Consider the following 22,080-nt stretch of genomic DNA (forward strand, 5'->3'; position numbering starts at 1 on the left):
TTCCAGCCCCCGTTCCCACAAACAGAAAGGCCGCGGTCTGCACCGCGGCCTTTCCATCACTACATTGAACCCACCGGTTATTTGGTGATGTCCACGTTCTTCGTTTCACGCAGGAACAGGCCACCGATCACCACCGACATCAGCGCGATGATGATGGGGTACCACAGGCCGTAGTAGAGGTTGCCCGTGCCTGCCACCAGCGCGAAAGAGATCGCCGGCAGGAAGCCACCGAACCAGCCGTTGCCGATGTGGTACGGCAGCGACATCGAGGTATAGCGGATGCGGGTCGGGAACAGTTCCACCAGGTAGGCGGCGATCGGGCCGTAGACCATGGTCACGTACAGCACCAGCAGCCACAGCATGAAGATCGTGCCGGCGTAGTTGATGCGCGCGCCATCGGCCTTGGCCGGGTAGCCGGCGGTGGTCAGGGCGGTCTTCAGCTCTGCACCGAAGGCATCCGCCTTGGCCTTGCCTTCTTCCTTGGTCAGGCCGGCGGCCTCGTACGAGGTGACACTGGCGCTGCCCACATTGATCATCGCAAGCGAGCCGGCAGCGGCCGGCTGCACGTCATACGGCACACCTGCCTTGGTCAGCGCGGCCGTGGCCACGTCGCAGGAGCTGGTGAACTTGCGCATGCCCACCGGATCGAACTGGAACGAGCAGGTCGCCGGATCGGCCACGACCAGCGCCGGCGAGTTGCTGCGTGCTTCTTCCACCGCCGGGTTGGCGAAGTGGGTCAGCCCCTTGAAGATCGGGATGTAGGTGATGGCAGCCAGCAGGCAGCCGGCGAGGATGATCTTCTTGCGGCCGATACGGTCGGACAGCCAGCCGAAGAAGATGAAGAACGGCACGCCCAGCGCCAGCGCAGCGGCGATCAGCAGGTAGGAGGTGGTGGCATCGACCTTCAGCATGCTGCTCAGGAAGAACAGCGCGTAGAACTGGCCGCCGTACCAGACCACGGCCTGGCCAGCCGCAGCACCCAGCAGGACCAGCAGCATCAGCTTCAGGTTGCCGCCCTTCAGGCTGTCACGGAACGGGGTCTTGGAACCCTTGCCCTCGGCCTTCATCTGCTGGAACAGCGGCGACTCGCTCAGCTGCAGGCGGATCCACACCGAAATGCCCAGCAGCAGGATGGAGACCAGGAACGGAATGCGCCAGCCCCAGGCTTCAAAGGCTTCGTTGCCCAGGAAGTAGCGGCACGCCAGGATGATCAGCAGCGACATGAACAGGCCGAGCGTGGCGGTGCACTGGATGAAGCTGGTGTACAGGCCGCGCTTGTCATCCGGCGCGTGCTCGGCCACGTAGGTGGCGGCACCGCCGTACTCACCGCCCATCGCCAGGCCCTGGGCCAGGCGCAGCACGATAAGGATCACCGGCGCGGCGAAACCGATCGTGGCGTAGTTGGGCAGCACGCCGACCAGGAAGGTCGAGATGCCCATGATGAGGATGGTGACCAGGAAGGTGTACTTGCGGCCGATGCGGTCGCCGAGGCTGCCAAAGAAGGCCGCGCCGAACGGACGCACGAAGAAGCCGGCGGCGAACGCCAGCAGGGCGAAGATCATGCTGGTGGTTTCATTGAAACCACTGAAGAACTGCTTGGCGATGATGGCGGCAAGCGAGCCGTACAGGAAGAAGTCATACCACTCGAACACCGTGCCGAGGCTCGATGCGAAGATGACCTTTTTGTGGCCTTGGGTAAGTTGGGCTTTCGCCGGTGCAGGTGTGCTGGACATGAGACGTTTTCCCTCTGTAGATGCCGACCGTTGGTCGGCATGCAATCCCGGTAGGTGCCGACCGTGGGTCGGCACTCATTTAGAAGCTGTACTTCGTGGTGAACTGCACGCGGTTGATGTCGCCCTTGCGGCCGTCCTCGATCTCACGCACGCCGTACATGTACTCCGCACCGATATCGACCTTGGGCATCGGCGTGTAGAAGATGTTGCCGCGGATGCTCTGCACGCTCTTGGTGACCAGCGGCCCCAGGCTGCCATCGTTGTCGTAATCGCTGCGCGCGTAGATCAGGTTGGTACGCAGCTTCGGGGTGAACGCGTGCCGCCAGCCCACGTAGCCGGCAAGCACGCCGGTCGGGTTCAGTTCGTCACGTACTACGTCATACGCGGTATCGGCGGTCACACCCAGACCGATGTAACGGGCGATGCCTTCACCACCGGTCAGCTGGTAATGCAGCGAATCGTTGCCGCCCATCACCCACTTGCCGCCCAGGGTCAGGCCACCGGCCACCTTGTCGGCCTTGGCGCCGCTGGCCTGGTTATCGACCTTCAGCTGACGCACGATACCGCCGACACCGAAGGTGCCCCAGTCGCCCTTCCAGCCGTAACGCATCGTCAGGTCAGGCAGGCTGCCACGGTCGGAGTTGGCGCTGGCATTGGTCCACGCGCCGGTGACCGGGTTGCGGGTACCGGTAAGGGTGGTGGTTTCCGGGTTCTCCAAGGCCACGCTGAAGCCGCCCTGCGTGTAGCGCACCTGGGCCTGGCGCACGAACACCACGCCGTCGGTCGGGCCGACGAAGTCGACAGCCTCCGGCAGCGCGGCCGCATCCATGAAGTTGGACCAGGTCTGGCCGGCGAGCCAGTTGTTCCAGTACATGTAAGCGTGGCGCAGGGTCACGCCGTAGGTATTGGTGGCCGTCTGGTTGCCCAGCGAGTTGCCGAAGAAATCCATCTCGAAGAACGCGCCAGCCTTGTTGCCCGACTCGCTGACGTTGTCGATGCCCAGGTTGAAGCGCGAGAACTTGGCGTGGGCGTTGTAGTCCACGTCAGAGCGCTTGCCCGAACCACCGGCGCCGGCCACCGGGGTCTGGCCCGGCAGGTACAGTGCGCGGCCGGTGGCATCGTCGGCCAGCTGGCCATCGCCGGTCTGGGTGGCCAGGAAGTCGGCCTTGATGAAGCCACCGATCTTGACCGTGGTGCCCGGCGCAGCGCCCGGGGTAATGGTGGTGACCTGGATCGGCTGCTTGCCGGCCGGCACCTGTGCGACCGGCTTCTGCTCGTCCTGCACGGCGCGGACGTCGGTCACCGCCTGCTGGGTCTGGACGATCTGGGTCTGCTGTTGCTGCTGCGACGACAGCAGCGCCTGGACCTGGCGCTCCAGTTCGGCGACGCGCGCTTCCAGCGCTTTCTCTTTGGCGGTTTCTGCAAACGCCATGCCCGGTGCCACCAGGGCGACCAGCAGGCAGGCCGCCAAAGGTGTGCGCACGGCTTTCAACGTACGGTGGCTCATGTTGCCCTCTCTCCCAAGTGGCAAGGTGATGCCGCGCGTGGGGCACGGTCGAGCCGAGACTGCGGTGCGTTTATGTATAGCGGTATTCGCCATTGGTCGAAGCCGGGCCTGCAGGGCACCGTCTTTCGACCATGGTCTAAGCGCGGCGGTGACGCGACCGGGGGTGGATGGGGCACACTGATGGCGGAGGGTCGTTGCGATGCTGCGACCGCACATACAAAGTCAACGTGCAAGTGAGGGTGCCATGGCTGATATCTATCCCGTCGATCCGCAGTTCGCCGCCAAGGCACGCATCGACAAGACGTCCTACCAGCAGCAGTACCAGGCCTCGGTGTCCGACCCGGATGCGTTCTGGGGCAAGGCCGCCGAGCGGCTGGACTGGATGCGCAGTCCGACGAAGATCAAGAACGTCAGCTACGACCTGGCCGACTTCCACATCAAGTGGTTCGAGGACGGCGAGCTCAACGCCAGCGTGAACTGTCTGGACCGCCAGCTGGAAAAGCGCGGTGACAAGACCGCCCTCCTGTTCGAGCCGGACAGCCCGGACGCACCCGCCCAGCACGTGACCTACCGCGAGCTGTACGAGCGCACCTGCCGCCTCGGCAACGCGCTGCGCAACCTGGGCGTCAAGAAGGGCGACCGGGTCACCATCTACCTGCCGATGATCGTCGACGCTGCCGTGGCCATGCTGGCCTGCGCGCGCATCGGTGCGATCCACTCGGTGGTGTTCGGCGGTTTCGCGCCCAACTCGATCGCCGACCGCGTCAGCGACTGCCAGAGCAAGCTGATCATCACCGCCGACGAAGGCCTGCGTGGTGGCCGCAGGATTCCGCTGAAGGCCAACGTCGACGCCGCACTGAAACTGCCGGGTACCAATACCGTCGAAACCGTGCTGGTGGTACGCCACACCGGGGGCGCAGTAGACATGCAGGCCCCGCGCGACCGCTGGTTCCACGACGTGGTGGACAGCCAGCCGTCCACCTGCGAACCCGAGCGCATGAACGCGGAAGACCCGCTGTTCATCCTCTACACCTCCGGTTCCACCGGCAAACCGAAGGGCGTGCTGCACACCACCGGCGGTTACCTGCTGTACGCGGCCTACACCCATGAAGCGGTGTTCGACCTGCGCGAGGACGACATCTACTGGTGCACCGCCGACGTTGGCTGGGTCACCGGCCACAGCTACATCGTCTATGGCCCGCTGGCCAACGGTGCCACTTCGCTGATGTTCGAGGGCGTGCCGAACTACCCGGATACCTCGCGCTTCTGGAACGTGATCGACAAGCACAAGGTGAGCATCTTCTACACCGCGCCCACCGCCATCCGCGCCCTGATGCGCGAAGGCGAGGAGCCAGTGAAGAAAGCCTCGCGCGCCTCGCTGCGCCTGCTCGGCAGCGTCGGCGAGCCGATCAACCCGGAAGCCTGGCGCTGGTACTACGAAGTGGTGGGCGACAGCCGCTGCCCGATCGTCGATACCTGGTGGCAGACCGAGACCGGCGGCATCCTGATCTCGCCGCTGGCCGGCGCGATGGACCTCAAGCCGGGTTCGGCCACCCTGCCCTTCTTCGGCGTGCAGCCGGCGCTGGTCAATGCCGATGGCGAAGTGCAGGACGGCCCGACCGAGGGCAACCTGATCATCCGTGATTCCTGGCCGGGCCAGATGCGCACGGTGTACGGCGACCACCAGCGCTTCATTGATACCTATTTCCGCACCTACCCGGGCAGCTACTTCACCGGCGACGGTTGCCGCCGCGATGAGGACGGCTATTACTGGATCACCGGCCGCGTGGACGATGTGATCAACGTGTCCGGCCACCGCATCGGCACCGCCGAAGTGGAAAGCGCGCTGGTTTCCCACCCGAAGGTGGCCGAAGCCGCTGTCGTCGGCTTCCCGCACGACGTCAAGGGCCAGGGTATCTATGCCTATGTGACCCTTGTGGCCGACGAAGCCCCCAGCGACGAACTGCACAAGGAACTGGTGGCGTGGGTGCGCAAGGAGATCGGCCCCATCGCTACGCCGGACCATCTGCAGTGGGCGCCAGGCCTGCCCAAGACCCGCTCGGGCAAGATCATGCGCCGCATCCTGCGCAAGATCGCCGAGAACGCGCCGGACCAGCTTGGCGACACCTCGACCCTGGCCGACCCGTCGGTCGTGGCCTCGCTGGTGGACGAGCGCAAGGTACGCTGATGGCATGAAGGCGGGCGCGGGACGCGCCAGGGACGCGGCCGGGGGGAGGGACCCGGCCACGTCCAACCCGTCCCGTGCCGGCCGTCACGTCGCCCCTTTTTCCTGATCGATAAGCTCGACCCATGACCACCCTCCTGATTGCCGATGACCACCCGTTGTTCCGTGAAGCCCTGCGCGGAGCCGTGCAGCGGGTCATTCCGGGCGTGCAGCTGTTCGAGGCCGACAGCGTGGAAGCGCTGTATGCGCTGGCCGACCAGCACAACGACGCCGACCTGGTCCTGATGGACCTCAACATGCCCGGCGCGCAGGGATTCAACGCGCTGGTGCACATGCGCTCGCTGCACCCGCACCTGCCCGTGGTGGTCGTGTCCGCCCGCGAAGAAGCGACGGTGATGCGCCGCGCGCTCGATCACGGCGCACTGGGCTTCATTCCGAAATCGGCCGACTCGGACACCATCGGCCATGCACTGGGCACCATCCTCGACGGCGAAACGTGGGCACCGCCGGAGGCGCACAACGTGCCCCCCACCGGCAGCGAGGAACGCGAGGTCGGCCATCGCCTGCGCGAACTGACCCCGCAGCAGTTCCGTGTGCTGCAGATGCTTGGTGCCGGTCGCTTGAACAAGCAGATCGCCTATGACCTCAACGTTTCCGAAGCGACGATCAAGGCACACGTCACCGCCATCCTGCGCAAGCTGGGCGTGACCAACCGCACCCAGGCGGTGCTGATGGCCGGCAAGCTGGCCATCGACGACGACGCCATCGTGCTGCCGCCGGAAGAAGACTGACGGTAGTGCCGGCCGCTGGCCGGCAATCGTCTGGCACGCTCCTGCCATCGCGTCTGTCGGCCAGCGGCCGGCACTACTGGATCACCCGCGATATAGCCATCGCTATACAAACCAGCCCTGCCTGCGCGTTTGCCCGCAAATGCGCCACGCACGGATCGCGGTGCTAAGCTTCGCCTCCCCTTGGGGAGTAGCCGGATTCCTGTGCAGGAATCGTCCACGTCAACATACTCGGCCAGTGCGCCGTGGCGCGGACAACCATGATGGTTGGCGAGACCAGCGGCCCGCGCGCGCAACGTCAGGTTGGGCGCGAGCGCGAGCCGTGCGTCCGTCCTTGCCCAACCTTCAGCAGCCGCCAATGTCTCCTGTTTCAATCCTCCTGATCGGCTTCGCCATGTCTACCGATGCCTTCGCTGCCGCGATCGGCAAGGGTGCGGCCATGCGCAAGCCGGTATTCCGTGATGCGCTCCGCGCCGGCATCATCTTCGGCGTCATCGAGGCGATCACGCCCGTCATCGGCTGGCTGCTCGGCCGCGCCGCCCTGCAGTACGTGGAAGCGTTCGACCACTGGATCGCCTTCGGCCTGCTGGTTGCGCTGGGCGTGCACATGATCATCAACGGCGTGCGCCCGGACAGCGGCGAAGAGGATGAAGATCCCTCGCATCACCACGGCTTCTGGAAGCTGGCACTGACCGGTTTCGCCACCAGCATCGACGCGATGGCGGTGGGCATCGGCCTGGCCTTCATGGACGTGCACATCGGCGTGATGGCGGCGGTCATCGGCCTGTGCACGCTCACCATGGTCACCGCCGGCATCATGCTGGGCCGTGTGCTGGGCAGCATGGTCGGCAAGCGCGCCGAGATCATCGGCGGCGTGATCCTGATCATCATCGGTTCGACGATCCTGTACGAACACCTGCACGGCGTGGCGTAACACGTTGAGGATTGCGTGGTTGCCGGCCAGCGGCCGGCGTTACCTCGCGTCGCGCAGTGCGCCGAGGAAGGCGCGCAGCGAGGCCGGCTTGATCGGCTTGGTCAGCACGCGATAACCCCGCTCGCGTGCCATGCGCTTCAGTTCATCGCGGCCGTCGGCGGTCAGCAGCGCGCCCGGCAACGGGTAGCCCGCCGCTTCGCGCAGCGCCACCAGCGCATCCAGCCCATCCATGCGGTCGTGCAGGTGGTAATCCACCAGCATCACCTGCGGCTGCTCGGCCACCTTCTGCAGCGCCTGGTCCACCGTTGATGCGGTGATGACCTGCACCTGCCACCGGCCCAGCAGCGCGCGCATGCCGTCAAGAATCTCTTCGTCGTTGTCCACACACAGCACGCGCATGCCGGCCAGCGAATCGCTGCGTACCGGCGGCGGTGCGGCCTGGGTGGGCAGCAGGGGTTCGCTGTAGCCCGGCAACGGCGCCACGCGCGGCAGGATGATCGAGAACATCGAACCACTGCCGACCCGGCTGCGCGCGTTCAAGCGGTGGTCCAGCAGGCGCGAGATGCGCTGGCAGATCGACAGGCCCAGGCCCAGCCCCTGCTCGCCCCAGTCGAAGGGCTGCTGGTAGCGATGGAACTCATCGAAGATCTGCCGCATGTGGTGCTCGGGAATGCCCGGGCCGGTATCCCACACCTGCAGTTCCACTTCATCACCCCGCTGGCGCACGGCCAGCACGATGCGGCCCTGGCGCGTGTAGCGCAGCGCGTTGGCCAGGAAGTTCTGCAGCACACGGCGCAGCAGGCGGCGGTCACTGCGCACCCAGGTGGTGCGCGCGAACAGATCCAGACGCAGGCCGCGGCCGGCAGCCACGGGCGTGTACTGCGCGGCCAGCTCGCGCATCAATGCACTCACGTCGAACTCGCCGATCACCGGATGCAGGCCACCGGCATCCAGCCGCGACACGTCCAGCAGACCGTCCAGCAGTTCTTCGGCCGCACGCAGCGAGGCATCCACGCGCTCGGCCAGGTGCTTCTGTTCATCGCTTACGTGGTCGCTGTCACGCAGCGCGGAGGCGAACAGGCGCGCGGCGTTCAGCGGCTGCAGCACGTCATGGCTGATGGCGGCCAGGAACCGGGTCTTGGACTGCTGCGCGACTTCCGCCTCGTGCGAGCGCTCGGCCACGCGCTGCTCGAGCGTCTCGTTGGCTTCCAGCAGCGCCCTTTCCGCGTGCTTGTAGTCGGTGATGTCGTTGTAACTGGTCACGTAACCGCCGCCGGGCAGGGCCTGGCCGCGCATCTCGATCACCTTGCCGTCGCTGCGGGTACGCTCGAACACATGCGGTGAACCGGCACGCATGTAGCCGATGCGGCGGTTGATCTGTACTTCGATATCGCCTTCGCCCAGCTCACCGCGTTCGGCGTTGTAGCGGATCAGGTCCGCCACCGGCCGGCCCACGTACAGCATGCCGTCGGGGTAGCCGAACATGTCCTGGTAGCGGCGGTTCCAGGCGGTCAGGCGCATGTCCGGGTCGACCACGCTGACACCCGCGCTGATGTTTTCCAGCGTGGTGGACAGGATCTCGCGGTTGAAGCGCAGCTCCTGCCCCGCCTCGTCCAGCACGGCCACCACTTCGCCCAGATCCATGCCCGAGCCGCGCAGCAGGCTGGTCAGCAGCAGACGCGCGGAGGCAGCACCGATCGAGGCCGCCAGCAGGCGCTCGGTGAACTGCACCCAGGGCCGGTCGGCCGGCGCCGATGACTGCAGTTCGCGGCCCAGCGACTGCGCCTGTTCAAAGAACGAACGGCGCGCGTGGCGCTCGCCGACCACGCGCGACGCCAACGCCAGCAGATCGCCCACGTGCACATGGCCGGGCCAGCCACCTGCCACCGAGGGGCGCTCGGCATAGGGATCGAGGAACGGCGCGGCACGCAGGCGTTCATCCACGCCGGGGCGCCAGCGCGCCGACACCAGCATCATCGTGGCCGCGTTCACCAGCAGCGACCAGAAGGTGCCATGGGTGAGCGGGTCCCAGCCGGTCATGCCGAACAGCTGCTGCGGGCGCAGCCACTCAACCCCGAACGGTCCATGCTGCACCCAGGTTGCATCGACCCAGCCGGCCATGGTCATCGCCGGCAGCAGCAGGGTGTACATCCAGGTGGCGAAGCCGAGCAGCATGCCGGCTTCGACGCCCCTGCGGCTGGCGCCGCGCCAGTAGAGGCCGCCGATCAGCCCTGGCGCGAACTGCGCCACGGCAGCGAAGGCCATCAGCCCGTACGAGGCCAGGGTGCTGTCGTTGCTGCTGCTGCGGTAGTAGCTGTAGGCCATCAAGGCCAGCAGCAGGATCGCCATGCGGCGGATCCAGAGCACGCGCGAGGCCATGTCGGCCGCTTCCTGGTGGTCACCACTGCGGCGCAGCAGCACCGGCATCACCAGGTCATTGCTGACCATGGTGGCCAGCGCGATGGAGGCCACGATGACCATGCCGGTTGCCGCCGAGAAGCCACCAACGTAGGCGATCAGCGCCAGCGCGTTGCGGCCTTCGGCCAACGGCAGGGCCAGCACCATCGCATCATCGGCCACGCTGCCGCCGGTACCGAACAGGGTGACACCCGCCGTGGCAATCGGCAGCACCATCGCCGAGATCAATACGAGATAGCCGCCGAACATCCAGCGCGCGCGGCGCACGTCACGCACGTCGCCACATTCCACCACCGCCACGTGGAACTGCCGCGGCAGGCAGATGATCGCCAGGAAGCTGAGCAGGGTCTGCGAGATGAAGCCCACCGGGGGCAGGCCGGTGAACAGCGTATGCACCGACTCCACCACCGCATCGGTGCGATTGCTCAGCCACAGGTAGGCAAACACGCCCACCGCCAGCATCGCCAGCAGCTTGATGACCGATTCAAAGGCGATGGCCAGCATCATGCCGTGGTGGTGCTCGGTGGCATCGACCTGGCGGGTACCGAACAGGGTCGCAAACAGGGCCATCAGCAGCGCCACATACAGCGCCGGGTCGGTGAAGAAGCCGGTGGGGCCGGTATTGCCGGTCAGCACCTGCAGGCTCATCGCCACCGCTTTGTACTGCAGGGCCAGGTACGGAACGATGCCGATCAGGGCGATGATGGCCACCAGCGCGGCCAGCCGCCGCGAGCGGCCGAAGCGCGAGGAGATGAAATCGGCGATGGACACCACGTTCTGGCTGCGCGCCACCAGCGCCAGGCGCTCGATGATGCGCCAGCCGAACAGCAGCATCAGCAGCGGGCCGATGTAGATGGGCAGGTAGCCCACGCCATGGCGCACCGCGGTTCCGACCGCGCCGTAGAAGGTCCACGACGAGCAGTACACGGCCAGGGCCAGGCTGTAGACAACCGGCCGCAACCAGGGCCGGTCGGGGTACATCGGCCGACGGTCGCCCCACCACGCTACGCCGAACAGCAGCGCGGCATAGGCAACCGAGACCAGCAGCAGGATCCAGCTGGAGACCACGCGTGCGTTTCCGTCAGAGGAACCCGCAGTGTAGGCCAGGCGTGGCCAGGTGTACGGGCTCGTTGGGGGCAACCACCCCCACCAAGGTGGGGGCCTACGCGGTGCGGGCCGCGACCGTTGGTCGTGGTCGGCTTCTTACTGGGCCGGCACGCCCATTTCCTTCAGCAGCTCGGGCGCCGGGTAGACCTTGGCCAGCAGCCAGCGCAGGTAGCGCATGTCCACGTGCACGGCACGCTTGAAGCGCGGGTCGAACCACCAGCTGGCGCTGACCGACTCCCAGTTGCTGTCGAAGTTCAGGCCGATCAGTTCACCCTTCGCATTGAGCACGGGCGAGCCGGAGTTGCCGCCGGTGGTATCCAGATTGGTCAGGAAATTGACCGTCTGGGTCTTCAATGCGGGGTCGGCGGTCGTGCCGAAATCGCCCTTGGCGATGGCGGCCAGCAGCGGCTTGGGTGCATCGAACGGGTAGGCGTTGGTGTTCTTCTCGACGATGCCGGCCACCGTGGTCACCGGCGAGTAGGTCACGCCATCGCGCGGATGCAGCGCTTCCACCTTGCCGTAGCTGATGCGCAGGGTGCGGTTGGCATCCGGATACACCGCACGTCCCTGCTTGGCACGCCAGGCAAACAGCGCCTGCATGTAGGCCGGACGCAGGCGCAGCTGCTCACCTTCGCGGGTCTTGCTCTCGTTCTCGATGCGCAGCTGCGCGGCCACCAGCGGAGCGGCGATGGCGATCAGCGGATCGGCGGCCAGCGCCTTGCCTTCGCGGGCAGCGGCAAAGCGGGACAGGCGCTGCGCCTCGTCACCCAGCTGGGTGCCGGCGTACAGGGTGTCCAGCGCCTTGCCCAGCTGCACGGGGGTACGGCCGAAGGCGGCGTCGAACTCAGCCACGCGCTGCGCGTCCGGTAGCTGCTGGTAGCGGGTCAGCAGGCTGCCCAGCAAGGCCTTCTCGACCTCGGGTGCGTAGCGGCGCTGCACCTGCTTGAGCACGCCCTCGATCATCGCCTGGTCGCGCTGCTGGAAGCCGGTCTCGCGCTGCGCGTCCGGCTTGGCCGACTCGATACGCAGGCGTTCCAGCAGCAGTGCCGAACGCAGCAGCTGGGTCTGCAGGGCCATCTGGTCCAGCAGCAGGTCGCGCTCGCCCACCGCCGCACCCTGCGACAGGTTGGCCAGCAGCGCCTTGATATCGGCCTGGTAGCGGCGGTCGGTGGCCGCCAGCATGGCGCTTTCGTCGGCGGCACGCTGGGCCTTGGCATCACTGCGCAGCAGGCCTTCCAGCTCGCCGGCAGCGCGCTTGCGGTTGTTCTTCAGCGACTGCAGCTGCGAGGCGTAGCGGGTCCGCGCCTGCGCGTCGTTGGCGCTGGCCGCCTCGATGGTGTCGATCATCTGCTGGAACACCGACACGCGGCGCGGCAGCACGGTATCGATCTGGCCGGCGAATTCGGCCGCGGTGCGGTGGCGGTAGGTGATACCCGGGTAGCCGGCCAGCATCGCGTAGTCGCCTTCCTTCGGGCCTTCCACCGACATCTGCAGGTGCGCCGGCGCCTGGTAGGGCACGTTGTCCTTGCTGTAGGCGGCCGGCTTGCCGTCCTTGCCGACGTACGCGCGCAGCAGAGTGAAGTCACCGGTGTGGCGCGGCCACATGAAGTTGTCGATCTCATCGCCGTAGTTGCCGATCGCACGCGGCGGCGCGTAGACCAGGCGCACGTCGCTCAGTTCCAGCTGGGCGATGCGGTAGAAGTCGGTGCCGTAATACATGTTGGCCACCGAGCAGCGCACGCTGCCGTCCTTCTCGCACTCGGCCACGATCTGCTTGCTGGCCGCATCGACGGCATCAAAGTAGGCACGGCCGGTCTTGCCCTTGGCCTGGGCCAGCACCTGGTCGGTCACCTTGTCGAAGCCGACGGTGACCAGCACGCGGAAATCCGGGTTGGCCGGGCGCTCGTCGGCGCGGCCCTGGGCGATGAAGCCATCGTTGATGAGGTTGTGCTCGGGCGAGCTGTTGTACTGGATCACGCCCATCGCCACGTGGTGGTTGGTCAGCAGCAGGCCATCTTTGGAAACGAACGAGGCCGTGCCACCGCCGGCACGCACCACCGCACTCAGCGGCGGCGCGGTGACGTTGGCCAGCTCGGCCGGGTTGCCCTTGAAGCCGGCCGCCTTCAGCGGCTTGGCCAGCTCCGGCAGCTGGGTCGGCATCCACATGCCTTCATCGGCGTGGGCGCCTGCGGCGAGGGTCAGGCCCAGGGCCAGGGCGGCAGGAAGGGTTTTGCGGGCAGACATCGGCGTTTCCGGCAGTACAGAACAGCCCGGGACCATAGCCGCTGGGGGCCGATGGGGCAACGGCCGATGGTTGGGGGCGGCGTTGCACCTGGGGTCAGAGCCCTTTCGTTGAAAGGGACCTGACCCCGGCATGGGTTGCCGGCCAGCGGCCGGCACTACCGCATTCTTATTTTTCCTTGCGCCAGTTCAGCGAGCCGCGGTTTTCCACCGTGCTCGATTCCACTTCCACGTCGAAGCCGCGGCGCAGCAGGTACTTCAGGGTCAGCACCGAACCGGCGCCGACCATCGATACGCCGTAGCCCACGTACAGCTTGGGCGAGATGTACTTGCCGAAACCGATGACCGAACCGCCCAGCGCGCGTGACTGGCTCACGCCGGCATCGTCCAGGCCCAGCTTGGCGCCCAGCTGCGAGGCCAGCAGGCCGCTGCCGGCCGACAGCGCCGCCGAGGCCGCGGTGACCTGCTGGGTCTGGTCGGTGCTGGCATTGGTCAGGCTGCGGCCCAGTACCAGGTAGGCCAGCGCTTCGGACTGCGACATCGCCGGATCGGACCACACGTCCGCACGCGGCTGCTGCGCGCGGCCGGTGACGTCGATACCTGCGGTGACGTCACCGATGCGGCGCTCGGCGCGGATGTTGATGCGCGGGTCGGAGACCGCGTTGTAGTTCCAGTTGAGGTTGCCGCGGGTGATGGTCAGGTCCTGGCCGTAGGCCTTGTAGCGGCCGCTCACCTCAAGCCCGCCGTTGGCGGTCATCTCGCGGCCGGGCTTGGCCCAGACCTGCATCTTGCCGGTGAGCCCACCCTTCAGGCCAAAGCCGGTCATCTTCACCTTGTCGCCCAGACTGACGGTCAGGTCCATGTCCAGCGGCGAAGTGCGCGATTCTTCCGGGTCGGCCGGGTCCAGCACCACCACGTCCTCGGACACCGAGGTACCGCGGTCCAGGCGCTCCAGGTCGATGTCGGCCTCGGGCACGTTGACGGTCCCGCGCAGTTCCATCGCCGCCTTGGCCAGAGTGAAGTCGAGATCGGGGTTGGCGACGATGCGCAGTTCGCTGGTGTTGGAGACCAGCACGTTCTCGCCGTGGATCTTCAGCTGCAGCGGCTGCGCATCGCCGAACCAGGACAGGCCACCATCGACATACAGCGTGCCCTGCCCCGAGTTGGCCTGTGCGGTGATCTTGGCCGAGCCATCGGGCTGGGCCACGAAGCTGCCCTTGCCCTGGTCGAAGGTCAGGCCCAGCGCGGGGAATTCGCCCTTGAAGTTGCTCAGGGTTGCGTCGCCGCCCAGCGAGGGCTGGCCACGCGTACCGCGCAGGCTCACATGGCCTTCGATGAGGCCGGTGGGGCGCACGATGTCCGGCGAGAACAGCTCAAGCCAGTACAGCCGTGACATGTTCAGGTAGAGCTCGCCGTTCAAAGGCGCACCGGCTTCCCAACCGGTCTGCATCTTCGCATCGACGAAGCCGTTGCCCTGGAAGCCCATGCCCAGGTAGCCCTTGATGCTGGCCGGGGTCATGTCCAGCTTCAGCGAGAACTGGTCGTAGCGCACCAGTTCGCCGCGGGTGGTATCGGTGCCGGCGTTGCGGACCTCACCCAGGCGCACCCCGCCTTCCTTCGAGCGCACTTCCACGTGGCCTTCCCAGGCGTTGGCGCGCGGGCGGATCTGCGCGTCCAGGCTGACATCACCACGCAGGTAGACGCGGCGGCCGGACTGCGGCGGCAGCCACGGCTGCACCAGCGACAGCGGCAGCGCATCGCTGCGCACCACCACGCCCTCACGCGGCCAGTTGGCCTGCGCGCACAGCGCGCCATTGCTGGTGGTGGTCAGGCAGGCCTCGGACAAGGTGTACGTACCACCGTTGATCGCGAACGCCGCGGGCGCACGCAGCGACCACGGGTCGCCCTTCATCGGCGCGATGCGCAGCGTGGCCAGTTCGCCGCGCCACTGCGCGCCCTGCTGGCGCACGCTGCCCTGCAGGTCGATCGCGCCCATCTCGTTGTGGGTCTGTGCGCTCAGGCGCAGGTTCGAGACGCTGCCCTGCGCATCCACGTTCAAGCGTTCCAGCAGCATGCCGGCATTGACCTGCTGGCCCTGCACCGCCAGGGTGCCGCTGTCGCCACGCCACGGCAGATGGCCCTTGATGCTCAGGCTTTCTGCGCCGTAGCCATCCCAGTTGAGGTTGTTGCCGACCAGGTCGGCGGTGATGTCGGGCGCATCGCGCGGCCCCTTCACCTGTACCTGGCCACGCAGGCCACCATCGGCACCGGGCAGCAGATCGCTCAGCTGCAGCGGCTCGAAACGTGCGTCGATGTCCAGGCGGTCACCCACCTTGCCCGACGCCGTCACCCGGCTGCTGCCCACGGCCAGCTTCAGCTCGCCCTGGCCCTGCTCGCCCTGCAGCGCGAACTTCCCTTGGGCGTCGACGTTGCGCTGGCGCAGGGTGCCCTTCAGCGACGGCAGGTCCACCGTCGCCTGCAGGGTACCGGAGGTGCCGGGCGGTGCATTGGCCGGTGGCGGCAGCTGCTGGCCCTTGGAGGCGAAATTGCCGGACAGGCGGCCATTCCAGCCCGGCACGAAATAGCCCGGATCGAAGTCCTTCAGGGTGGCCTTGGCGTCCCAGTCCAGTTGTGGCGACCACGCCACCTGGCCTTCCACCTGCAGCTGGCCACCCGGTGTCTGTGCCTGCAGCTGATGGATCTGCGCGGCCTTGTCGTTGCCGCGCACATCGAAACGCAGCTGCGCCTTCTGGTCCTCACGCTGCACATCGGCGCGGCCGATCGCTGCCCACGCCCGCAGCGTGCCGGCCAGGCCGAAACGCGCTTCCTTCAGCGTCACCGGCACCGGCGCGCTGCCGGCGGTGTTCGGGTCCGGCGCCGGCACCCAGGTCAGGTTCTGCGCCACCACCGAGAAATCGAGCTTCTGCTGGTCTTCCTGGCTGAAATCGGCGGTGCCCTGCAGGCGTGCTTCGCCGCCCAGGCCCTTCAGCACCAGCGGCGACACCTTCAGGACCTGGTCCTGCAGGGATACCATCGACGGGGCCAGTTCCAGTTCCTGCTCACCCTGTTTCACCCGGCCATGCAGGTTGGCGTTGCCGCCCTTGCCCGACGCGCTGAAATCGAGCGCCAGCGGCGCGATGCCCGACGTGGCCAGGGCCGGCGAGAGCAGCGCAAGGTCCAGCTCATCGCTGCGCACCGTAGCGCTCCAGGTCGGGTCGGTGCGGCCGTCGAACACCAGCATTGCCTTCAGCGGCTGTGGTGCACGGCCGGCTACGGCCACTTCCATGTGCGCGAGGTCGCCGCGTGCGACCAGGCCCAGGGTGGCGGCGGTGCGTCCGCGCGGTGCCGGCAGCACGGCGGTCACGGTCACGTCGGTGTCGTAATCCTTGGCCGGGATGTAACGCCCCTGCGCGGTGAAATCGCCCATGTCGCTGGCCACGACCAGCTGCCGGGCCTGGAATTCACCATTGGCGATCTCGATGCCGCCACGCACGCGGGCAATGTCGATCACCGGCTCGTTGCCCTGGCTGATGCGGAGGCCATCGATGGCGATGGCATCGGCCTGGATCGCCAGCGGCATCTCGATCTGCGGCAGCGAATCAGGCCACGACGGCAGCTTGAACGGCTCATCGCTCTTGGCCAGGTTGAGCGTGGCGTTGGTCAGTTCCAGCTTGTCCAGCAGCAGCTTGCGGCCCAGCAGCGGGCGCAGGTCCGGCTCCAGATGCGCGCGTTCGGCGTGGAAGTGGATGTCGTCGTAGCGGAAATCGACGTTGTACAGGGTCAACGGCCCGGCCACCGGGCCATCCGCCTTGTCCCAGGTGAAGCTGGCGCCCACCGGCAGGCGCGCCACCACCTGGGCCAGCAGCACATCGCGGCCGGCCACGGTCTGCAGCAGCCAGTACACCGCCAACAGCGCCAGCAGCACCAGGCCGATCACGCCCACGCCCGACCACGCCCAGAAACGGCGACGGCGGTAGAAGCGCACGCGCGGTGGCGGCGGAGTGCGGGTGTCCGGGGTCTGCGCGCTCACAGGTCCGCTCCGATATTCAGGTACAGCTGGAACTGCGAATCCGGGTTGTTCAGGCCGTGCGCGATGTCCACGCGCACCGGGCCGACCGGCGATTTCCAGCGCACGCCGAAGCCCACGCCGGTGTGCAGGTCGATGGTGTTGTCGAACGCGCTGCCGGTGTCGACGAACACCGCCGCGCCCCAGGGGCCGCCATTGAAGTAATGCTCATACTCGGCCGAGCCGACCACCAGGTTCTTCGCGCCCAGCGCGTACTTGTCCGGGGCCGGCGTGCGCGGGCCGACTTCGCGGAAGGCATAACCCCGGATGCTGCGGTCGCCACCGGCGAAGTAGCGCAGGCTCGGCGGCATGGCCACCAGGTCGCTGGTCCAGGTGGTACCGCCTTCGCCGCGCAGGATCAGGCGGTCGCTCTGCCCGACCGGAATGTACCAGCGCAGCACCGCGTTGGCCTGCACGAAGCTGGTGTCCGAACCGGCACCCTCGATGCCGCCGCGCAGGGTGGCGGTGCCGCTGATGCCGCTGCGTGGGAACAGCGGATCGTCCACGTTGACGTAGTCGGCAACCAGCTGCGGATACACCAGGGTGGACGTGTTGTAGACCGCATTGGTGAACTCGGTGCCCGACGCATAGCGCCAGCGCTCGCGCAGGGCGTTCATCGAAGCGATGGCGGTCCAGTTCTCGTTGATCTGGCCGCTGCGGCTGGCGATCAGCTTGAAGTTGCGCAGGTCGATGTAGTCGGTCTGCTCGTCGTAGGCACTGGCGGTGAACCCATACCAGCCATCAAGCCACTTGAACGCCGGCACGCGGTAGGTGCTGGTCAGGCTCTTGCGCTTCTGCGCATAGTCCAGCTGGGTGTTCATCTTGTGGCCGCGGCTGTTGACGTAGCGCCGCTCGATGCCACCGCGCACACCGGCCCCGCTCTCGCTGCCGTAGCTCAGGCCCGAGGTATAGATGGTGCGCTTGGCCCGGGTCAGCTTTACTTCCACCGGCACTTCGCCGTTTTCGTCGGCCTGGTCGGGCCGCGGCTGGATGTCGATCACGCTGAAGTAATCGAGCTTGGTCAGCGATTCACGCAGGCGGTCCAGCTTGCCTTCGTGGAAGTAGCTGCCCTGTTTCCAGTACACCAGCGGGTCGAACAGCTTGTCGACGAAGTAGTCCTGCTCGAAGGTCACCGGGCCCATGTTGTAGCGGCGGCCGCTGTCCCAGGTCAGGTCGATGTCGGCCGCATTCTCCGCGCGGGTGATCTGCACCTGGCGCTGGGTGTAGTCGGCATCGAAATAGCCACGCTCGGCCAGGCGGCGGGTGATGGTGATCTTGCTCGCTTCGTACTGGGTGTGTTCAAAGCGCTGGCCCTTGCGCGGCTTGAAGGCCGCGATGTCATCCTGCAGGTACTGGTCGTACATGGCCGGGCCGGTGATGTCGATGTGCTCGCGGCGCACCCGCACCGGCTCGCCCTTCTCCACCCGGATGTGCACCTGCACGCGCTCATCCTGGCGGGGCGCTTCGACGGTGATGACCGGGTTGTAGTAACCGAACGGTTCCAGCGCCTCGCGGGTCTGCCGCTCGGCCTGTGACAGCAGGTATTCCAGCCGTGACTCGCCCTGTTCCTTGCCGATGGTGTCGTACAGCGACAGCGATTCCTGGATGTTCTCGATGATCGCGGCGTCGTCGCCCTTGTCCAATCCCTTGATGTCCACCTTGTCGATGGTGCCGCGCGCGTGGGCCACGGACGTGGTGGCCAGGCTCAGGACCATCAGCGGGAGGGCGTATTTCTTTGGCTGCATGCGGCACAGCATACCGACCGCGCGTGACGATGCGAAATGCAGCGCGCGAATCGGGATCGGTTGTTAAGTGGCAGTCAAAATGCGCATCTTTGTGCGTCGAATCTGCACGAAACCGGTAGCGCCGGGCCATGCCCGGCGAAGGTAGTGCCGGCCGCTGGCCGGCAACATGGACAATGCCGGCCAGCGGCCGGCACTACCGATGCATCCACGCCATGCGTGGGCGTGCCCAGTAGATCCACGCCATGCGTGGATGGGGCACCCGTCAGCTCGACAGGTGCTCGATCGCCGCCACCTTGCCCAGGCGCTCGCCCAGCAGGGTCAGCAGCGCCAGGCGGTTGCCGCGCAGGGCCGGGTCTTCGGCATTGACCATCACGCCATCGAAGAACGCATCCACCTGCGGGCGCAGGCGCGCCAGGCGCGCCAGCACGGCCACGTAGTCCTTGTGGTGCAGGCTGGCGCCGGTGTCGTCGATGGCCGCAGTCACGGCTTCGGCCAGCGCACGCTCGGCGTCTTCCTGCAGCAGCGAGGCATCGATCTGGCCTGGAATGTCGCCCTCGGCCTTGCGCAGGATGTTGCGGATGCGCTTGTTGGCCGCAGCCAGTGCCTCCGCCTCCGGCAGCGCGGCGAACGTGCCGATGGCGTCAATACGACGGTCGAAGTCATACAGCGAGGCCGGCTTCAGCTCGGCCACTGCATTGAAGTGCGTGGCCGGCACGCCCTTGTCGGCGTAGTAGCCCTTCAGGCGGTCGAGGATGAAGTCGTACAGCTCGCCCACGTCGGCCTGCACGTTGCGCGCGGCCAGGCCGGTGTTGGCGCTGGCCAGCAGCGCGCGCAGGTCCAGCTCGAAACCGCTTTCGATGATCGTGCGGGCCAGGCCCAGTGCGTTGCGGCGCAGGGCGAACGGGTCCTTGTTGCCGGTCGGCTTCAGCCCCGCGGCGAACCCGCCGGCCAGGGTGTCCACACGCTCGGCGATGGCCAGCACCTTGCCCAGCGCCGACAGGGCGATGTCATCGCCACCGAAGCGCGGCTGGTAGGCCTCGTCGATGGCCAGCGCCACCTCCGGCGATTCGCCACCGGCCACGGCGTAGTGGCGGCCGGCGATGCCCTGCAGTTCCGGGAATTCATTGACCATGCGCGACTGCAGGTCGTTCTTGGCCAGCTGTGCGGCACGCTTGGCCAGCACCGGGTCGGCACCGACCTGCGGCGCGATCACTTCGGCCAGCGCCGAGACGCGCGCCACCTTGTCGGCCACGCTGCCCAGCTTGGCCTGGTAGGTCACCGTCTTCAGGCCATCGCCCATCGATTCCAGGCCCTGCTTCAGGTCCTCGTCGAAGAAGAACTTGGCATCGGCGAAGCGCGGGCGGATCACGCGCTCGTAGCCCTTGGCCACTTCGGCCACGTCCTTCGATTCGATGTTGGCGATGCCGATGAACTTCTCGGTCAGCTTGCCGCTGTCATCCAGCACCGGGAAGAACTTCTGGTTGATCTCCATCGTCTCGATCAGCGCTTCCTGCGGCACCGCCAGGAACGCGCGCTCGAAGCTGCACAGCACCGCCGCCGGCCACTCGACCAGGTTCACCACCTGCTCCAGGTTGTCCTCGGTGATGCGGGCGCTGCCACCGGCCTGGCCAGCAGCGGCCTCGACCTCGGCGACGATGCGCGCGCGGCGCTCGGCCGGGTCGACCAGCACCTTGGCCGCGCGCAGCGATTCCACGTAATCCTGCGGCTGGCTCAGCCACACGGTCTTGTCGTGGTGGAAGCGGTGGCCGCGGCTCATGCGGTCGGCCTTCAGGCCGAACAGCTCGGCTTCCACCACATCGTTGCCGTGCAGCAGCACCAGCCAGTGCGCCGGGCGGGCGAAGCCCCAATCATGGTCGCCCCAGCGCATCGGCTTGGGAATCGGCATCGCGGAAATCGCTTCGCGCAGGATCTCCGGCAGCAGCGCAGCGGTGCGCGCGCCCGGGCTCACCGCACGGTGCACGAAGCGCTCACCCTTGTTGTCGCTGGTCTTTTCCAGCGCGGTCCAGTCGATTCCGGCCTTGGCGGCAAAGCCCTGCAGCGCCTTGGTCGGCTGGCCTTCGGCGTCCAGCGCGATGTTCAGGTACGGGCCCAGCACTTCGCTGCGCTGTTCGGGCTGTTCCAGGCCAACGCCCGGCAACAGTACGGCCAGGCGGCGCGGGGTCGACAGCGGACGGGCATCACCCAGGTCCAGTTCGACACCACGCTTGCGCAGGCCCTCGACAACGCCATCGAAGAAGGCCTGGGCCAGGCCCGGCAGCGCCTTGACCGGCAGCTCTTCGGTGCCCAGTTCGATCAGCAGGGGGGACAGTTGGCTCATCGTTTCAATCCTGTGGTGGGGGCGCAGCGCGCGACGCGGCCGGCGCCCCGAAGTGAGGGGGAGAGCGGCCGTCAGGCCTTCTTCGCGCCGGGGAAGCCCAGCTTCTCGCGCTGCTCGTAATAGGCCTTGGCCACCGCCTGGGCCAGCGCGCGCACGCGCAGGATGTAGCGCTGGCGTTCGGTCACGCTGATCGCACGGCGCGCATCCAGCAGGTTGAAGGTATGGCTGGCCTTCATCACCTGCTCGTAGGCCGGCAGCGGCAGATTCACTTCCACCAGCTTCTGCGCCTCACGCTCGCACGCATCGAAGCGGTGGAACAGTTCCTCCACGTCGGCGTGCTCGAAGTTGTAGGTGCTCTGCTCCACCTCGTTCTGGTGGTACACGTCGCCGTAGGTCACCGGCTGGCCGTCCGGCCCGTAGGTCCAGACCAGGTCGTAGACGTTGTCGCAGTTCTGCAGGTACATGCACAGGCGCTCGAGACCGTAGGTGATCTCGCCCAGCACCGGCCGGCACTCCAGGCCACCGGCCTGCTGGAAGTAGGTGAACTGGGTCACTTCCATGCCGTTGAGCCAGACTTCCCAGCCCAGGCCCCACGCACCGAGGGTCGGCGATTCCCAGTTGTCTTCGACGAAGCGCAGGTCATGCACCAGCGGGTCGATGCCCAGCGCCTTCAGCGAATCCAGGTACAGCTGCTGGATGTTGTCCGGCGCCGGCTTCATCGCCACCTGGTACTGGTAGTAGCGCTGCAGGCGGTTCGGGTTTTCGCCGTAGCGGCCGTCGGTCGGGCGGCGCGACGGCTGCACATAGGCCGCGTTCCAGCCTTCCGGGCCGATCGCACGCAGGAAGGTGGCCGGGTGGAACGTACCGGCGCCCACCTCCAGGTCGAGCGGCTGGATGAGCACGCAGCCCTGCTGGGCCCAGAACTGGTTCAGGGTCTGGATCAGGCCCTGGAAGGTGATCGGAACGGTCGGGGTCGCGGACATGCGGACGATTCTTGGCCGGCAGAGGGGTGCGCTAG

The 22,080-nt window shown here is 66.9% G+C and carries 11 protein-coding genes; 3 read left to right on the top strand and 8 right to left on the bottom strand.

The window, feature by feature from the left end:
* Positions 1-77 precede the first annotated feature (77 nt).
* Both C1924_RS19865 and C1924_RS19870 read right to left on the bottom strand, forming a co-directional pair.
* Complete coding sequence (locus C1924_RS19865; protein WP_108766860.1) at positions 78-1,733, bottom strand: MFS transporter; 1,656 nt, start codon at positions 1,731-1,733, stop codon at positions 78-80.
* Between the two features lie 79 nt (positions 1,734-1,812).
* On the bottom strand, positions 1,813-3,240 hold the full coding sequence (locus tag C1924_RS19870; RefSeq protein WP_108766861.1) for a DcaP family trimeric outer membrane transporter: 1,428 nt from the start codon (positions 3,238-3,240) through the stop codon (positions 1,813-1,815).
* A 244-nt stretch (positions 3,241-3,484) separates the two neighbouring features.
* On the opposite strand from C1924_RS19870, the gene acs reads away from it, so the two are divergent.
* The 3 genes from acs to mntP all read left to right on the top strand — a co-directional run bounded on the left by acs (position 3,485) and on the right by mntP (position 7,147).
* Entirely contained in the window at positions 3,485-5,428 is a 1,944-nt protein-coding gene (gene acs, locus C1924_RS19875) for an acetate--CoA ligase (protein ID WP_108766862.1), read from the top strand.
* A gap of 122 nt (positions 5,429-5,550) precedes the next feature.
* Positions 5,551-6,216: a response regulator transcription factor gene (locus tag C1924_RS19880; protein WP_046982592.1), complete on the top strand. Its 666-nt coding sequence runs from the start codon at positions 5,551-5,553 to the stop codon at positions 6,214-6,216.
* A 355-nt stretch (positions 6,217-6,571) separates the two neighbouring features.
* Complete coding sequence (gene mntP / locus C1924_RS19885; protein ID WP_108766863.1) at positions 6,572-7,147, top strand: manganese efflux pump MntP; 576 nt, start codon at positions 6,572-6,574, stop codon at positions 7,145-7,147.
* Positions 7,148-7,186: 39 nt separating this feature from the next.
* Here the strand turns inward: mntP and C1924_RS19890 are convergent, their stop codons facing one another.
* The 6 genes from C1924_RS19890 to glyQ all read right to left on the bottom strand — a co-directional run bounded on the left by C1924_RS19890 (position 7,187) and on the right by glyQ (position 22,045).
* The gene (locus C1924_RS19890; protein ID WP_108766864.1) at positions 7,187-10,633 is read right to left on the bottom strand and encodes a PAS domain-containing hybrid sensor histidine kinase/response regulator; all 3,447 of its coding nucleotides are present in this window, start codon (positions 10,631-10,633) and stop codon (positions 7,187-7,189) included.
* 135 nt (positions 10,634-10,768) lie between these two features.
* Complete coding sequence (locus C1924_RS19895; RefSeq protein WP_108766865.1) at positions 10,769-12,916, bottom strand: S46 family peptidase; 2,148 nt, start codon at positions 12,914-12,916, stop codon at positions 10,769-10,771.
* A 166-nt stretch (positions 12,917-13,082) separates the two neighbouring features.
* Positions 13,083-16,943 carry a translocation/assembly module TamB domain-containing protein gene (locus C1924_RS19900; protein WP_108766866.1) on the bottom strand — a complete coding sequence of 1,287 codons (3,861 nt, stop codon included), beginning with the start codon at positions 16,941-16,943 and terminating at the stop codon, positions 13,083-13,085.
* Positions 16,940-18,736 carry an autotransporter assembly complex family protein gene (locus C1924_RS19905; protein WP_108766867.1) on the bottom strand — a complete coding sequence of 599 codons (1,797 nt, stop codon included), beginning with the start codon at positions 18,734-18,736 and terminating at the stop codon, positions 16,940-16,942. Before C1924_RS19905 ends, C1924_RS19900 begins: the two co-directional genes overlap by 4 nt.
* Positions 18,737-18,986: 250 nt before the next feature.
* Positions 18,987-21,062 (bottom strand): glycine--tRNA ligase subunit beta, encoded by a 2,076-nt coding sequence (gene glyS / locus C1924_RS19910; protein WP_108766868.1) that lies wholly within the window; start codon positions 21,060-21,062, stop codon positions 18,987-18,989.
* 71 nt (positions 21,063-21,133) lie between these two features.
* On the bottom strand, positions 21,134-22,045 hold the full coding sequence (gene glyQ, locus C1924_RS19915; protein WP_108754631.1) for a glycine--tRNA ligase subunit alpha: 912 nt from the start codon (positions 22,043-22,045) through the stop codon (positions 21,134-21,136).
* Between the last annotated feature and the right edge of the window lie 35 nt (positions 22,046-22,080).

The organism is Stenotrophomonas sp. ESTM1D_MKCIP4_1 (assembly GCF_003086895.1).
Lineage (GTDB): Bacteria > Pseudomonadota > Gammaproteobacteria > Xanthomonadales > Xanthomonadaceae > Stenotrophomonas.

Bases quoted from the DNA above. Each gene is read 5' to 3' on its own strand.
- C1924_RS19895 (WP_108766865.1), bottom strand. From the start codon at position 12,916: ATGTCTGCCCGCAAAACCCTTCCTGCCGCCCTGGCCCTGGGCCTGACC.
- acs (WP_108766862.1), top strand. From the start codon at position 3,485: ATGGCTGATATCTATCCCGTCGATCCGCAGTTCGCCGCCAAGGCACGC.
- C1924_RS19870 (WP_108766861.1), bottom strand. From the start codon at position 3,240: ATGAGCCACCGTACGTTGAAAGCCGTGCGCACACCTTTGGCGGCCTGC.
- glyQ (WP_108754631.1), bottom strand. From the start codon at position 22,045: ATGTCCGCGACCCCGACCGTTCCGATCACCTTCCAGGGCCTGATCCAG.
- C1924_RS19880 (WP_046982592.1), top strand. From the start codon at position 5,551: ATGACCACCCTCCTGATTGCCGATGACCACCCGTTGTTCCGTGAAGCC.
- C1924_RS19865 (WP_108766860.1), bottom strand. From the start codon at position 1,733: ATGTCCAGCACACCTGCACCGGCGAAAGCCCAACTTACCCAAGGCCAC.
- C1924_RS19905 (WP_108766867.1), bottom strand. From the start codon at position 18,736: ATGCTGTGCCGCATGCAGCCAAAGAAATACGCCCTCCCGCTGATGGTC.
- mntP (WP_108766863.1), top strand. From the start codon at position 6,572: ATGTCTCCTGTTTCAATCCTCCTGATCGGCTTCGCCATGTCTACCGAT.
- glyS (WP_108766868.1), bottom strand. From the start codon at position 21,062: ATGAGCCAACTGTCCCCCCTGCTGATCGAACTGGGCACCGAAGAGCTG.